The organism is Candidatus Devosia phytovorans (assembly GCA_029202405.1).
In the GTDB taxonomy this organism is placed as follows: domain Bacteria; phylum Pseudomonadota; class Alphaproteobacteria; order Rhizobiales; family Devosiaceae; genus Devosia; species Devosia phytovorans.
In genome coordinates this window covers 2,866,878-2,882,501 of the sequence record CP119312.1, presented here as the reverse complement: position 1 = coordinate 2,882,501, position 15,624 = coordinate 2,866,878, and the positions used below count along the sequence as shown (strand labels likewise).

At 57.5% G+C, this 15,624-nt stretch carries 11 protein-coding genes; 9 read left to right on the top strand and 2 right to left on the bottom strand.

Annotated elements, in window-relative coordinates:
• Positions 1-11 precede the first annotated feature (11 nt).
• The 6 genes from P0Y65_14275 to P0Y65_14250 all read left to right on the top strand — a co-directional run bounded on the left by P0Y65_14275 (position 12) and on the right by P0Y65_14250 (position 5,355).
• Positions 12-956, top strand: coding sequence for a succinylglutamate desuccinylase/aspartoacylase family protein (locus P0Y65_14275; protein WEK03354.1), 945 nt, complete (start codon positions 12-14; stop codon positions 954-956).
• Positions 957-1,023: 67 nt separating this feature from the next.
• Positions 1,024-2,016, top strand: coding sequence for an ABC transporter ATP-binding protein (locus tag P0Y65_14270; GenBank protein ID WEK03353.1), 993 nt, complete (start codon positions 1,024-1,026; stop codon positions 2,014-2,016).
• Positions 2,006-2,980, top strand: coding sequence for an ATP-binding cassette domain-containing protein (locus P0Y65_14265; protein WEK03352.1), 975 nt, complete (start codon positions 2,006-2,008; stop codon positions 2,978-2,980). The genes P0Y65_14270 and P0Y65_14265 overlap by 11 nt, the downstream gene beginning before the upstream one ends.
• Positions 2,981-2,988: 8 nt before the next feature.
• The gene (locus tag P0Y65_14260) at positions 2,989-4,215 is read left to right on the top strand and encodes an amidohydrolase family protein (protein ID WEK03351.1); all 1,227 of its coding nucleotides are present in this window, start codon (positions 2,989-2,991) and stop codon (positions 4,213-4,215) included.
• Between the two features lie 16 nt (positions 4,216-4,231).
• The gene (locus P0Y65_14255) at positions 4,232-4,639 is read left to right on the top strand and encodes a CidA/LrgA family protein (protein ID WEK03350.1); all 408 of its coding nucleotides are present in this window, start codon (positions 4,232-4,234) and stop codon (positions 4,637-4,639) included.
• Complete coding sequence (locus tag P0Y65_14250; protein ID WEK03349.1) at positions 4,636-5,355, top strand: LrgB family protein; 720 nt, start codon at positions 4,636-4,638, stop codon at positions 5,353-5,355. Before P0Y65_14255 ends, P0Y65_14250 begins: the two co-directional genes overlap by 4 nt.
• An 823-nt stretch (positions 5,356-6,178) precedes the next feature.
• Here the strand turns inward: P0Y65_14250 and P0Y65_14245 are convergent.
• Positions 6,179-7,396: a hypothetical protein gene (locus P0Y65_14245; protein WEK03348.1), complete on the bottom strand. Its 1,218-nt coding sequence runs from the start codon at positions 7,394-7,396 to the stop codon at positions 6,179-6,181.
• A gap of 157 nt (positions 7,397-7,553) precedes the next feature.
• Between P0Y65_14245 and P0Y65_14240 the strand changes: the two genes are divergently transcribed.
• The 3 genes from P0Y65_14240 (at position 7,554) to P0Y65_14230 (ending at position 12,103) form a co-directional block, all read left to right on the top strand.
• Positions 7,554-9,659 (top strand): AAA family ATPase, encoded by a 2,106-nt coding sequence (locus tag P0Y65_14240; protein WEK03347.1) that lies wholly within the window; start codon positions 7,554-7,556, stop codon positions 9,657-9,659.
• 288 nt (positions 9,660-9,947) lie between these two features.
• Positions 9,948-11,342, top strand: coding sequence for a nucleotidyl transferase AbiEii/AbiGii toxin family protein (locus P0Y65_14235; GenBank protein WEK03346.1), 1,395 nt, complete (start codon positions 9,948-9,950; stop codon positions 11,340-11,342).
• A 38-nt stretch (positions 11,343-11,380) separates the two neighbouring features.
• Complete coding sequence (locus P0Y65_14230; GenBank protein WEK03345.1) at positions 11,381-12,103, top strand: hypothetical protein; 723 nt, start codon at positions 11,381-11,383, stop codon at positions 12,101-12,103.
• 571 nt (positions 12,104-12,674) lie between these two features.
• Here the strand turns inward: P0Y65_14230 and mobF are convergent.
• Complete coding sequence (gene mobF / locus P0Y65_14225; protein ID WEK03344.1) at positions 12,675-15,620, bottom strand: MobF family relaxase; 2,946 nt, start codon at positions 15,618-15,620, stop codon at positions 12,675-12,677.
• Positions 15,621-15,624 lie beyond the last annotated feature (4 nt).

Sequence of the window (15,624 nt, the reverse complement as noted above, 5' to 3'; positions counted from 1 at the left end):
GGAATATCTTCATGGTCAAGTCCATCAACCAGCTTCGGCCCAAGTTCACGACCAATGCCGACGGCAGCGATGCGGTGCTGTTCATCCACGAGCTGGTGGGCGAGGAAGATGGCCCCACCATCGGCATTTCCGCCTCGATCCACGGCAATGAGAACACCGGTTCGCAGGCCATTCTCGAACTGTTCAACATCCTCAAAGATCAGCCGATCAAGGGCCGCATTCTGCTGCTGCCGGTCGCCAACCCCTCGGCCTTTGCGGTCAACGAGCGCTTTGCCACGATCGACAAGGTTGACCTCAACCGCCAGTTCCCGGGCAATCCCAAGGGAACATATAGCCAGCAGCTCGCCCATGCGCTGACCGAGCAGTATCTCAACGTCATCGACGTCCATATCGACCTGCATTCGGGCACCGATCGCCCGACCGTCGACTATGTCTATATCTGGAACGACGAAAAGCTTTCCCGCGCCTTTGGCTCGACGGTGCTCTACCGCCCGGTCGAGAACAAGCAGGGCACGGTCTTCGGCGGCACCACCAAGTCGGTGACCATCGACACCCGTAACATTCCGGTTGCCGTTATCGAGCTGGGCGGCGGCATTGTCGACCAGACGCCCTATATCAAGCGTACCGTCGACGGCGTCATCAACATGCTCAAGACCACCGGCACCATCGCTGGCGAGCCGACGCCCAATCCCAAGCAGATCGTCGTGACCGAACTGGCCGGCATCCGCCCCAGCCAGGGTGGCTTCATCGAGCCGCTGTGCCCGGCCAATGGCGAAGTGATCAAGGGCGGCCAACTGCTCGGCCGCGTGGTCAGCCCCTACAATTTCGAAGTGCTCGAAGAGATCAAGACCCCGTTCGAGAACGGCATCATGATCATGCAGCACCTCACCCGCAACGTGGTCCAGAGCGGCGACTATGCCTTCATGGTCGGCAATCTCGATGGCGCGACGGACTGATTTCAACCCTCGCCGGGCCTGATCCCTCACGGCCCGGCAGACGGAGACGATGGCGATGAGCGAAACAATGACTGGTACCCAAGCGCCGGTTCTAGCGGTTTCCGATCTCGAGATCGAGATCAGGGGCGCGCAGGGCTCTTTCGCTGTTGTCTCCGACATGAGCTTTGAGGTGAAGGCCGGGGAAACGCTCTGCATCGTCGGCGAAAGCGGCTGCGGCAAGTCGATGACGGCGCTGTCGCTGCTGCGCCTGCTGCCCGATGCCGCCAATATTTCCGGCGGCAAGATCATGATCGATGGCGAGAATTTCCTCGCCATGGACCAGCGGCAGGTGGAGGATTTCCGCGGCGAAAAGATCGCCATGATCTTCCAGGAGCCGCTGACCGCGCTCAACCCGGTGCTGCGCATCGGCGAGCAGATCGCCGAAAGCGTGCGCCAGCACCGCAAGTGCAGCCGCAAGGAAGCCGACCAGCGCGCCGTGGACGTGCTGCGCATGGTGCAGATGCCCGACCCCGAGCGCCGTACCACCCAGTTCCCGCATGAACTCTCCGGTGGCATGCGCCAGCGCGCCATGATCGCGCTGGCACTGGCCTGCGACCCCAAGATCATCATCGCCGACGAGCCGACGACGGCTCTGGACGTGACCATCCAGGCGCAAATCCTGGGGCTGATTTCGGACCTGCAGAAACGTCTCGGCACGGCGCAAATCCTCATCACCCACGATCTGGGCGTGGTGTCGGAAGTCGCCGACCGGGTGATCGTCATGTATGCCGGCCGCAAGGTCGAGGAAGCCTCGATTTACGACCTCTTCGACCGGCCCTTCCACCCCTATACGATCGGGCTCATGGGCGCCGTGCCCGGCTCGGGCGCCTCCAGCCAGGCGGGCGATCGCCTCGCCGATATCGCTGGCACCGTGCCCCCGCTCTGGGACCTGCCCAAGGGCTGTGCCTTTGCCCCGCGCTGTCCCGGTGCCTCGGCCCGCTGCCTTGAGGAACGTCCGCCCTTCACCGAAAAACGCCCCGGCCATTGGGCCGCCTGCTGGGAGCATGACAATGCAGCCTGATGCGACCCCGATGCTGAGCGTCGAGAACCTCGAAGTCCATTTCCCCATTCGCGCTGGCGTGCTGCAGCGCCAGGTGGGTGCAGTCAAGGCCGTCGATGGCGTGAGCTTTTCTCTCAATCGCGGCGAGACGCTGAGCCTGGTCGGCGAAAGCGGCTGCGGCAAGTCCACCACGGGTCTCGCGCTGATGGGGCTGGTCAAGCCCACCGGCGGGCAGGTGCGTTTTGACGGACAGGAGATCAAGGGCTTCAACCGCTCGGCGCTCAAAAGCTATCGCCGGCGCATGCAGATCGTCTTCCAGGATCCCTTTTCCTCGCTCAATCCGCGCCAGCGGGTGAAGGACATCATCCGTGCGCCGCTCGACGTCCACAAGATCGGCACCAAGGCCGAGCGCGAGGACCGCGTCGCCGAGCTGATGCAGCGCGTCGGCCTGCGGCCCGACCAGGCCGACAATTTCGCCCACCAGTTTTCGGGCGGCCAGCGCCAGCGCATCGGCATTGCCCGCGCGCTTGCGCTGAACCCCGACGTCATCGTCTGCGACGAGCCAGTCTCGGCGCTGGACGTCTCGGTGCAGGCGCAAATCCTCAATCTGCTGAGTGACCTGCAGCGCGACCTGGGTGTGTCCTATCTGTCGATTTCCCATGACCTCGGCGTGGTGGAATTCATCAGTCATCGCGTGGCGGTGATGTATCTCGGTAAGATCGTCGAGATCGCGCCCAAGACCAGGATCTTCGCCTCGCCCGGCCACCCCTATACCGAGCTGCTGATGCGCTCGGCGCCCTCGCGAGATCCGCGCAAGCGCCACAGTTTTTCGGCCACCAATGACGATATCCCCAGCGCCACGCGCAAGCCTTCGGGCTGCCCGTTCAATCCCCGCTGCGCTTTCGCCACCGACATCTGCAAGCAGGTCGAGCCTGAACTGACCGCCCGCGACGACGGCGCGCTCGTCGCCTGCCATAACCGCTGAGTGACACTATGACCTATCTCTTTACCGGCGGCCGTATTCTCGACGCCGAAGCTGGCGTGCTGCGTGACGGGCTCGATGTCCTCGTCTCGGGTGATCGCATCGCCGAGGTCGGGGCCAGCATTGCGGCCCCTGCCGACGCCACGGTGATCGACCTTGCAGGCAAGGTGCTGATGCCGGGCCTCATCGATTGCCATGTTCATGTGGTGGCCGAAACGCTCGACCTCTGGGGCAATATGATCGCCCCCAGTTCGCTGGCGGCCCTGCGTTCGGCCCGGGTGATGGCCGAGGCATTGCAGCGTGGCTTCACCACGCTGCGCGATCTTGGCGGCGCCGATTATGGTCTGGTCCGCGCGGTCAATGAGGGCCTGATCGATGGTCCGCGCCTCGTTATCTGCGGCAAGGGACTGACCACCACCGGCGGCCATGCCGACCTGCGCCCGCGCACCGATGACCGGCCGGGGATTTTCTCTGACCGCCTGGGCTCGATGGGCCTGATCGTCGATGGCATCGACAATGTGCGCGCGGCCTGCCGCACCATGATCAAGGAGGGCGCAAATTTCATCAAGGTGATGGCCAATGGCGGCGTCTCCTCGCCCAATGACCCGATCCATTCCATCCAGTATTCGCGCGACGAAATCCTCGCCATGGTGGAAGAGGCGGACAATGCCGGCCTCTATGTCGCCGCCCATGTCTATACTGACAAGGCGATCGCCCGCTGCGTGGAACTAGGCGTGCATAGCCTCGAACATTGCAACCTGATCGAGCCCGAAACCGCCCGCAAGGCGGCCGAAAAGGGCTGTATCGCCGTGCCGACGCTGGTGGCCTATGACGCGCTGCATATCGAGGGCGAGGCGCTGGGCCTGGGCGCGGCAGAATTTGCCAAGATCGACGTGGTGCGCTCGGGCGGGCTGCGCTCGCTCGAAGTGATGCGCGACGCCGGCCTGCCCATGGCCTTTGGTTCGGACCTCCTGGGCCAACTCCGCAGGTATCATGGCATGGAGTTCGAACTGCTGGCCAACGTGCTGAGCCCGGCCGAGATCATCCGCTCGGCCACGATGATCGGCGCGCGTCTGTGCCGGCTCGAGGGCCAGGCCGGCGTAATCGCCGCCGGCGCCTTTGCCGACCTGCTGGTGGTGGATGGCGACCCGCTGAGCGACATCACACTGCTGCAGGACGACGGCGCGCATATGCCTGTCATCATGGCCAATGGACGGTTTGCCAAGCGGGCGATCTAGGTCTTAAGAAGCCAGCATGACCGACACCTTTGCACCTCCCCTCAAGCCCAACGATCTCGTTGCCGGCTTTGTGGTCCTGATCCTTTGCCAGCTCGCCGGTGAGGCACTGGTCGGGCTGTTGCGACTTGCCGTGCCCGGCTTGGCGCTGCCCGGTCCCGTGCTGGGGATGATCTTGCTGCTGGTTCTTTTGGTGTTGCGGCGCCAGGAGGCGCGGGCGATCATGTCGGTGGCCAATGGCCTTTTGGGCGTGCTGTCGCTGCTCTTCGTGCCCTCGGCCGTCGGCATCATGCAGCATGCTGAGCTGATCCGGACCTGGGGCTTTCAGCTTCTGATCGCCGTCATCGCCTCGACGCTGCTGACGCTGGTGGTGACGGTCTTTGCCTTCCTCGCTACCGAGCGCCTCCTGGCAAGGACATCACCATGACCGGCATCGGGCAGATCTGGGTCTATCTTGCGGCTTCGCCGCTGACCTGGCTGGCGGTGACGCTCTTGGCCTATGCCATCGCGCTGCGGATCGCCGCGCTGTTGGGCAATAGCCCCCTTGCCAATGCCGTGCTGATCAGCGCCGCGCTGATCATCCTGGTGCTGCTGGCGACGCGGACCAGCTACCCGACTTATTTCGAGGGCGCACAATTCGTGCATTTCCTGCTCGGGCCGGCGACGGTATCGCTGGCCGTGCCGCTGTTCCGCAACCTTGCGGCCGTGCGCAGGTCGCTGCTGCCGATCGTGGTCGCGCTGATTGCTGGGTCGCTGACGGCGATGGCGAGCGCCGTCGCCATCGCCTGGACTTTCGGCGCGCCCATTGAGGTATTGGCCTCCATCGCCCCCAAGTCGGTTTCCGCGCCCATCGCCATGGAACTGGCCAAGTCGCTGGGCGGCGTGCCTTCGCTGGCGGCAGTGCTCGTCATCCTGACCGGCATTACCGGTGCCGTCGTAGTGACGCCGCTGATGAATGCCATGGGCGTCAGAAACTACGCTGCGCGGGGCTTTGCCGTCGGCCTCACCTCCCACGGCATAGGCACGGCCCGGGCCTTGCAGGTCAGCGATATCGGCGGCGCCTTCTCCGGCATCGCCATGGCCCTCAACGGCGCCTTCACCAGCGTATTGGTCGTGGGGCTTTCGGCGCTGAACTGGCGCTGACCGGCATCTCCTGTCGAAGTCAAACTGGTCTCGCGGGTAAGAGACGCTGAAGCATCTCTCATCTATCGCCGACTGTCTGATGTCGACCCCTGTGCCGCCGGGCAACAGGTGGGTTATGGCGATAATATAATGTTATCGCCATAATAGCCGGGAGATGGGGCTCGGGTGTTTGCTTGCGCTTTTTTGGGGCAGGGGGGCTCTGTCGGCGGCTTGATGCACAAATCTACAGAGATCACCCGAAATGGCGGACAAGTATGGAGCTATATCAATCCCTTAGCGTTTTCTGTGGTTCTTTCTGGGCACCGAAGGTGCGTAATGTGTGAATAGCAAAGGCGCGATAAGACCGCGACAAACGGCCGATAGTAGAATGATACTCACGGTACAGGGCTCTGGAGAAGAATCGATGAGCTGCAGACGCCCAGATTGGGCCCTGCTGGCCGCTATTGGGCCGGAAGGGTTCTGTAAGCTTTCGGTCGGGCTCCGCAAGAGTAGGCAGGAGATCGCGCCAGACGCCATTGGCCGATTGGGGGCCGGTAGCAGTCAGACTGCTTCTGGCGCTGCATTACCGTAAGGAGCCATTGTCCGCGAGGCGGTGCCGATGGGTGCTTTGGTGCTGGAAGATACTGGCCGGTTTCTGGGTCACCAGGTGGATGGCGGCAACTTTGCCAAGTTGCCTGGGTCATGACTGATAGGTCAGGAGAAGCATACTGCAGCGAAAGCGATCGCTTTGCTTGCACGTTTCGAACCGGTGAGTAGGGTCCTGTATCAACCCGCAGCCGGCGCAAGATCCCCTGTAAATAGGCGTCCGACATTATCCGCTCGCTTATCCCGCGTCGGTTGAGGTGGTCGGAACGTCGAAGACCATAACAGTCAAGATCGTTTCCCGGCTGGTGTCGTTTGGCTGGCCGAATACATATCGGAACCTAGTCTCGCCCTCGATCTTTGGCCCGGTCTTGCATAATGCATGGGCCTCTGTGAGCGTTCTGATTTTTGCCAGGACACTGGTCGTGTCCTTATTGCGGTTGAAAATTACGATCGCGGTCTTAGTGTCGCGCCAGGAGAGATAGCCCAGCAGCTGGTCGATAGTATCGGTATAACTTTTATCACCTCGCCAGAATTTGCATTCAGCGATGAAGATATTACGCCCTTCATCGCGCACTAGGATGTCGGTCTTACCTGCTGCATTGAAGGTCTCGCCAGTAGCCTTTCCCTCGTATTGCCCGTTGAGCTGCACGAGAAAATGCTGCCTGATATCCTCCTCCCCCATGGTTGCAAAGGATGATGGGCTCCGCTCTATGACCAAGGTCATGTCATGGATAATCTTGAGGATATGCTGATAGTCCTCTTCGCGCAGAACTGGCTCCGGTTTGAACCCCTTCGCCGCCACGGCTGGGAGCCGAGGCTCAATCTTTCGCCGTTGCATCGGGGCAGAATATGCTTTGGCGGCTCCGGGCCGTTCCTTAAGCTTGAAATTAAGGCCGGCCACGAGATTTTGGTTTGCAAGCAATTTCACTTTGCGCGCTTCGATCAGCTCCCGTGCCACGCTTTTTAGCCGGCCATTGAACTCGTCAAAGTCAGATCGCAAGCGGGCAAGATTTTCTTCAATGCTGGCGATCGTTTGATCGAATGCTGCCTGTACCTGCTCACCGCTAAGTTCGGTGCCGCTCTGCCGAAGTATGACATGGCTCTTACTAATGAGGGCCCGAGGCGGGTTCATCCCCCATGTTGAAGCCCTGATATAGAACAGGATCTCGTCTCCTTCATAAGGCACTTCCAAGGTGACGACTGTGCCCGGCATGGCAATCGGCTGTTCGGTTCGCCAACTTTGGACCATCACCTGGCTTTCATTTTGTGAAACCTCAGCATGTTCGAGGTCCAGCACAGGGACATTGATGATGAACTTGTCGTAGATAAAGTTGACCAAATCCTCCATTGAGCTGTTGAGGATTTGGTTTTCAGACATGCCAGCAACGCCGTCCTTCACAGCCTGCTCTTGAACTCTCCGCGCGCCGAAGCTGTCGCCCTTCGAATAGAACAACAACTCATCTTCTCCATACCTTGCCACTACAATGGGCCCCTGCTGTTTGCGCTTGGGCCCTATGTTACGCAGACAAGATTCTTGGGAATAGTGGGTTTAGATCTTTGAGGCAGCGCTAGAATTGATTGCATAATACGTCCGCGTCTAATTGGGGGACATTATGCCGGACATCGCCGTCCTAATTACAAACTGCAACAGCGTAGACCGTGCTGAAATTGGATTGAGGGAGGGTGCCCTCAACATAAAGTATGGCCCCAACGGAATCGGCAAAAGCACGATTGCGCGCGCCATCGTCAGTCAAATTCGCGGGGACGGGAGCCTAGAAAATCTCGCTCAGTTCAAGGGGCGAGGGAAAGCTGATGCGCCTTCTCCTCGTGTCGAAGGCACGGATGCGCTCACGTCAGCGCTCGTTTTCGATGACGATTACATCCAGCAATTTGTGTTTCAAAAAGACGAAGTTTTGAAAAACAGCTTCGAGGTTTTTATTAGGACGCCTGAATATTTGGCCGAAATGGCCGAGATCGACGAGCTGCTGGCTGGTATCCGGCAGGCGTTTTCCGACAACGAGGCAATCGGGCAGGTTATCTCGGACCTGAAAGAGCTCCGTGACGCCTTCGGCAAGCCAAGCAAAAGTGGCGCCATACCGAAGTCGAGCAAGATCCATAAGGCTTTTGGCTCAGGCAACAAACTTGAAAATATTCCGGCTGCGCTTAAGCCGTTTGAGACCTTCATCAAAAGCCAGGAGCCCGCGAAGTGGATCAACTGGCAGATCAAGGGAAATGAGTTTTTGCAGTTGGGGGACGCGTGCCCATACTGCGCTTCGCCACTCGACGAGGCTGGAAGCAAGGATGTGGCTCTTGCAGTTGAGAAGGAATACGACGCTACCGCCGTTGGCCACCTCAGCGCCCTGCGTGCAATTATCAATAGGTTGGGAACTTACTTCAGCGACAAGTGCCGTGAAAACCTGGATAAAGTTACAAAAGCGAAGGTCGAGCTTACTGCACAGGAGCACAGTTTCCTTACTGGTCTTAAGGCGGACATCGATGCCCTTATCGAAAAGCTTGAAGGTCTGCGCTCCATGTCATTCTTTTCCTTGCGCGACGTCGAAGAAGTGGCCGATAGACTGACGCCCTTGAAAATCGACTTGGAGCTTATGGATAAGCTCGATTCCGAAGAGACGCGAAAGACGGTCGATCCCATCAATCAGCAACTCGACGTGCTGATCGCCAAAGTCGGCAACCTGAAAGGTAAGATTAATCGACATAAGGCTCGCATCAAAAAGGCTATCGACGAGAACCAGTCGAGCATAAACGGGTTTTTGAAATCAGCGGGTTACAAATACACCGTTGAGATTGTGCCAGAGCCCGAATCTTACAAGATGAAGCTAGTTCACCAGGATCTTGCCAGTCACATCGAAGCCGCCACGCGACACCTTAGCTACGGTGAGAAGAATGCGTTTGCGCTGGTCCTTTTCATGTACCAAGTACTGAGCGAAAAGCCAGACTTGGTCGTATTGGACGACCCAATCTCGTCATTCGACAAGAATAAAAAGTTCGCCATTCTTCATGAGCTTTTTCGTGGCAAGGCCAGTTTGCGCGGGCGAACAACCCTTTTGCTCACCCACGACATCGAACCAGCAATCGACGTGATCAAAAGCACTAGTGCGGTTTTCCAGGGCGCCTCGCCCTCGGCAAACTTCCTTTCATCTCGGGCAGGCGTCGTAAGCGAAGTGCCGATCGAACGGCATGACATACAAACCTTCGCAAAGATCTGTGCCGACAATGTCGCTGCCCTCAATGACAGCATTTGCAAAGCAATTTACCTACGGCGCCACTTCGAACTGCATGACGACACCGAGTTGGAATACAATCTGCTGGCAAGCCTATTCAAAGGTCGGGCGACGCCGACCATTCAGTCTGGTTCCACCACTCGTGACATGACTGTCGAGGAAAAGAACACCGCAGTGTCGAGCATCAAGGCGGCTTTCATTCCCGACTTCGACTACGATGCGCTCGTAGCCGAAATCACCAACGCGGATGCCATTAAGGCCAAGTTTCACGCGACCACAGTCGGGTATGAAAAGATACAACTGTTTCGGATCATCAATGCCGACCATGATGACGACGTGATACGCAAGTTCATCAACGAGGCTTATCACATCGAGAACGAGTATGTGATGCAGCTCAACCCACATAAATTCGAGAGCATCCCAGAGTACGTTGTGGCGGAGTGTGAGCGGATGCTCGCGTTAGCGCCTGCGCAGTAAAAAGAATGGGCAATTAGTGAGACTGCGACTCGCGGATGCCGTCCACGGCCGGATAAGGCTATCTTGCCAGTCCGCCTCCCACCCTAACATGGGCACCGGTCTTGTCCGCTGTCGAATGACCGCTTTTTGGGAACGGGCAACAGTTACCTGAACGACTGGAATGGGGCGCGAAGCGCACCGAAAGGCCAAGCGCTGATGCAAAGCAGCGTGAAGTCGCTCCATACTCCTTGGTGGAAGTCGCGCCCTCACGTCTCGACAGGGGTGCCTAAGAATAAGTATGATCTTCGAATGATCAGCCCGAATGAAATAAAGGCCAAGGCACTTGAGTTTGACATTCATCATCCAAATGTCGAACGCGATTACGTCTTCGGATGGCTTCTAAAATCAATTTACGAAAATGAGTATTTACGTGCTCGCCTAGTGTTCAAAGGCGGAAATTGCCTGCGCAAAGCCTACTATCCCGATACACGGTTCTCGGCCGACTTGGACTTCTCTGTTAGTGATGCAGTCGATGCCGAGTTGACGGCAATTGAAATCAACAACGCTTGTCTCAATGCGCAGGCAGCATGCGGCGTGGAATTTCTGATTGACCGAAACACCTTTGAGCTTGGTCCGATGGTGGATCGTACGCGCCATTCTTACAAGGGGCGGGTCTACTTTACCGACTTTTTCGGCGCACAAGACGACCTCACTATCAGTGTCAAAGTTGATGTGACCGATTTCGATCGCCTTCATCTGCCTCCTACCCGCCGCAAACTTATCCATCCGTACTCGGACGCAGAAGCTTGTTCGGCCGAGATCACATGTATGGCGCTAGAGGAGGTAATTGCCAGCAAACTGAAGTGCCTCATCCAACGCCGTCACTCCCACGACCTATTTGATCTGGTCTATTCGACGTTCATCGACCGTTCGATCGACTTAGACCGCGGACTGGTGCTGCGCACGTTCCTGAACAAGACCATTTTCAGTGCCAGCCCGGCCGCAGCCAAAAGCATATTGCTTGGCATTCCCATGACATTTTTCGGCGGCGTTTGGGACAAGTACATCAAGTGTCCAAAAGCGACGCGCTTCGATTTCAGCCGCGCGACCGAAGGGTTCAAGGATGCCATCGAGCAGCTGTTTGGTGAGATTGGCACCGGCGAGCGGGGAGAGCAGCTTTACTACGGCCCAGAACACCGCAATCTTATCATGGATGCCGGCGCGACCAGGAAACTTATGAAGATCCGCTACCATGGGGTCGAGCGGGTAATCGAGCCGTATTCCCTTTCCTACAAGAAGGCACAAGGAAAGCCGGCGCGGGAATACTTTTATGCATGGGACAGGACGCGCGGACCCAGCATCAAGACTTTTGTGAACACCGATGTTGAAGCGCTGTCCGTCCTCGACGAGACTTTCGAGCCCCAGTTTGAAATTGAACTGTCAAAGGCCGGCGAGGAGGCGCGCAGAGCGTATTTTGGCAGGCCCTTCAAAGACGGAGTTCGCCACGCGACAAGGTCGATTCGGACATCACCTCCGAGGTTAACGGCGTTGCGAGGCTGGAGCGGTTTTGAACAAACATACAAAGTCCAATGCCCGTACTGCCAGAAGGTATTCACCCGAAAGACCCAGTCTCTCACACTGAATGAACACAAGTCCCCCGACGGCTATCGTTGCGGTGCTCGTGTGGGCTATCGCGTATTTTGAGGCGGGCACGCAAAATCGCCTCCGGCCTAAATATTTTCGTGGATGAGAGCATCCATGATCGTGGAGACTTCATCGTTTTAGCTGCGGTGTGCTCCGACGCCGACGTCCAGGAACAAGTCGTTCAAGGCCTGTTGGCTTGCGGCTTCGATCCTTGTCGCGACGAGTTCAAAAGCAACATGGCGATGCGTGACAATCCGGCCGCCCAGGAATTGCGACAACGCCTTCAACTCATCCTGCGTCACTGCAAGATCGCATTGGCCGTTTGCCCTATCGCGGAGCGAGCGATACTCGCGGCGCATCTTGCCACGCTCTTATCCAGCGTCGACGTTCCACCAGACACTCACATCTCGGCAATTTATCTGGACGAAGGAATGAAGCGAACAAATGCCGAAATGCCTTCTGGTGCGGTTATCACCTACGGTTGCGATTCAAGATTGGTCGCGGGAATCCAACTGGCAGATTGTGCCGCGCACTTGGTTGCAACGATGCTTCTTGAAGAACTGGGGATCATCTCAAAGACTGTGCCCGCGAGCACCGTCTACGACGGACAAGAGGGCGAGATTGAACTGGCATGGACCCTTTGGGCTAGCATGCGTCACGCGCTTTCAGGCAGTAATCCTGTAGGGAAGGTTGATGATTATGGGTTCCCGGAACCCTTGATGAGCCCGTTTGGCCTAGTGGTATCTGACGGCTGCTCCGAGGCCGTAAAGGCCGCAGCTGAAAGGCGACTTGGGACGGTGTGGATTGGGTGCATTCACTAGCGAAGGTTACTGTGGATTAGTTTCGTGCGCCCCACAGCCGCGCTCGGATTGTTCGGAATATCTGGCTTACGTCCAACTGCCGATCTCGGCCATGTCGATCCCTAATTCAGCACGGCCCGACGCCCGAATGCATCAAGCTGAATGGCAGCTTTCAGGAAATCGCAGGGACGGCCCGAATGTCTCGAAAGGGGCGCGTAGCTGCCAGAGCGCTGCCGATCCAATTCCCGCTGGCCCGGTTGTTGGCAAGATTTTCTGAAAGCTGACGACCCGCAGACATCCGCATCGGGATATGACCTCCGAACCATCCCAGCGTTGGCGGCCGAGGTGGGAGACTTTGTCCATTGCACCGGTCGCGGCGACGAGTTCGCCCACGGTGGGCTGGGATAGATAGCCTGGTCCAGCTGTCGAAGGATTTCGAGCAGCGCGATATCTACGTCCCAAATCTTCAAATCGACAGCATACGCTTAAAAGGTCGAAGCGTTCATTGACTGCGATATAGGGTCCAGACAGCCACGTGAAAATCTAGATCGCCTCCGACTCTGTGCGTTCAACCGGTATCAATTGGCTCGCGTCAAGGTTCAGGATCCGTACTTGTGGGAGTTGTAGGTTTTGTGGTGCTTGGCTTTGCTGTCGCTGTGTTCTTTTCCGTCTTACCGATTTTGTTCAAGTAACGGGAAGCGAGAATTTCGGCGGCTCGAGCTATATAGGTGCTGATTTTTTGACGGATCAAATTTATCCACGCTCGCGCTTCAGTGAGAGTGTTGGCAATTGGTCGCGGTAGGTCATTCCTGATCTGAGCATAGAGCCCACTTGGTACCCCCGCTTCCGTGCGTGGCGTCCAATTTCTTGCACCATCGGCGAGGCGCTGCCTCTCCCGGCGCTGCATGAATTGCTCCATTGGATTTGGGGCTGCGCTGGCTTCGTCGATGGTCAGTGCCGACCAATCCATCAAATCCGCTTCAGAGTCGCACGCATTACGCTTCTTAGCCGGAGCGGCGCATCGGCTCATAAAATTTTTCTTTTGCGCAGTCAGCGTGGCCGCAGAGTTGATCTGCGAACGTGCTTCCTTGGATAAGAACTTGGGGAAGCTTGCTTTAGGCGGCTTCGGAGCAGGGAAGTTGCTCAAGTCAACGAACAACTGGACGGCATGACGGTGTCGAGTCATGCCCACGTACATGCTTTCTCGGTTCGTGGATCGAATGGCTGCGACATATGCCCGGTCAACAGTCAGACCCTGGGCGAAATTTGTCGTGACGCAGAAAGCATGCTTGATCATTGGTGCTTTCGGCTCGTCGGGCTGGCGAGTGCCAACGAGATTGACGATACTGACCGCCACGATCTGTCCGTCATCGAATTTGACGCGCAGATTGTCAGCGGTTGCATCAATTATTGTGGCCGTGTCTGCATTGTTGATGGTCCGCGACGGCAGGACAACTGTTTCGCCAAAGACAACGCGGTCGCCCGTCGTAAGGGCGAGTGTTGCTGACTCCATGCGCCCCTCATCTCGGTTTCTGACAGCCGTGCCGATCATGATCTCGCGTTCTGAGATGAAGTCGCTCCACCTAAGCCGCTCTCGTATCGCCCGATTGAGCTCGAGCACGTCCTCGTTCCACGCTGCAATGACAAGGCATGTAGGGGGAGGCATAATTGTGTTCGCCTGATCCCAAAGTTTGTCGGCGATATAGCGGTCGGCCAGAGCCTGAATTGCTTCTTCGCGGCTGCCTGCCCAATCGATGTGACCGCGTTCATTGTAGGTTTCGAGGGCGTCGGCAGTGAGGCCCTTGGCGAACTGCATGCTCGCAGCACGCTGCCAAGGCACCACCTGACGACGTATTTGCCGCATTTTTGAGGAACCAACAGCGCGAGAAAGTATCGCCAACGGTGCCCCCGCCGAAACCGGCGGTAATTGTTCTGTATCACCAGACAAAACAAGTTTAGCTCCTGCGCTATCGACTAACCGCAGAAGCCGCGCCATGTCTTTTGTGGATACCATGCCCGCTTCGTCCAGAATGATGAAGCAATCGTCGTTAAGTTCTATCTTCCCGGACTCGGTCCTGAGCAAAAATCCCTGCAGCGTTAGGGTTCTTTTTGCGTCTGTGCCGGTGTCGCGTCCGATTGTCTTTGTTGCTGACCAGGACGGGCCAAGGGCATACACAATCTTCCCCCCAGCGTTCGCAACCTCAGCGACAGCGCTTAGCCCGAAAGACTTTCCAGCTCCGGCTGAACCCTCCACTAGACAAACGCGGTCACTATTCAGACCGTGCCGAATGGCGTCAATTTGCTCTTGAGACAGAGATGGCCGGCTAGCCAAAGCCTTGGCAATCAACTGTTCGCTCGTCTCAGAAACCGTTCCCATCCCAGCGATTGCCGACCGAACGATGTACTTTTCATCTCCGATATTTGTGCGGGTGGAATACTCCCTCTCGGCGCTGGACTGTGATCGGGCGCTGATCTCTTCCACAAGCGATGGCAACTGCTTGCTAATCAGTGCTTCTATGGCGTCGGCATTGAGTTCGCACTGAAGGCCTTCGGCAACCGACGCCAGCATTTTTGAGCGCTGCAAAACTGCAGAATTCTCAAATGCGCTACTCACGGCCTGGTCTGCGAGTGAGCTGGAGTCAACGGTAACGCAATCCGAAGGCGTAACCCTCGCAACATCAGACAAATCGAACGACAATGACTTCAGCCTTTCCTGCCACTGAAGCCTTGCGTCATTCCCGCTGTGCTCCTTGTCCGGACGCGTCGCGAGGGTAATACGCTGCATAGCGGCTCGATCCTTGAGATCGATACCTGCCTTTAGGGCTGCGGCCTCAATCGCTTCGCGACGCTGGGAAAACTCTCGAAGAACCGTTGTGGGGATGCCTGCGATCTCAAAGTGCCGCTTTCGACGGACCAACTTATATCCCGCACGCTTTAAGCCATGAGCCAGCTCGGCGCGGTACATCGCACCGATCAGATGTTGGTAATCTAAGGCCTGCTCATTGTTTAACGCGCCGACGGTCCCGTCTTGTCGCATTGCGATGTTTGGGACCACACAATGTGAATGCAGTTGAGGGTCGTCGGCGCGCGAAGTCAATTCGCGGAAGATCGCTGCCACATATGCTCGGGCCGTCTCGGTCTCTCTGCCAGCATGGCCACGCCGGGCATGCAAAAGCGAGTTGTGAAACACGTAGTCGAGAGCACGACGCACTGCAGCGTCGTGAGCGTTGATAATTATTCTTTGGTCTTCGGGCGACGAAAGGAGAGCTAGCACCGAAACGGATTTGGGGGGCGCAAAGTGAAGATCATAACCGGGGCGACGCACGCGGTTGTGGTGATTGACCATGCTGCCATCGAGCAACTCTCCTGAACATAAGCGGCGAAATGTCTCCTCATCCACCTCTTGTCCGTCGGTGCAGCCGAAATATTCAGTTTCTACGTCATTGCTTGTCCACCAGGCTGCGGTCGAATTGGCCTCGGCGTAGTAATTGAGTGAGCTGCCCTCACGCCCATCCAGATAGTAATCTATCGATGGCATCGGG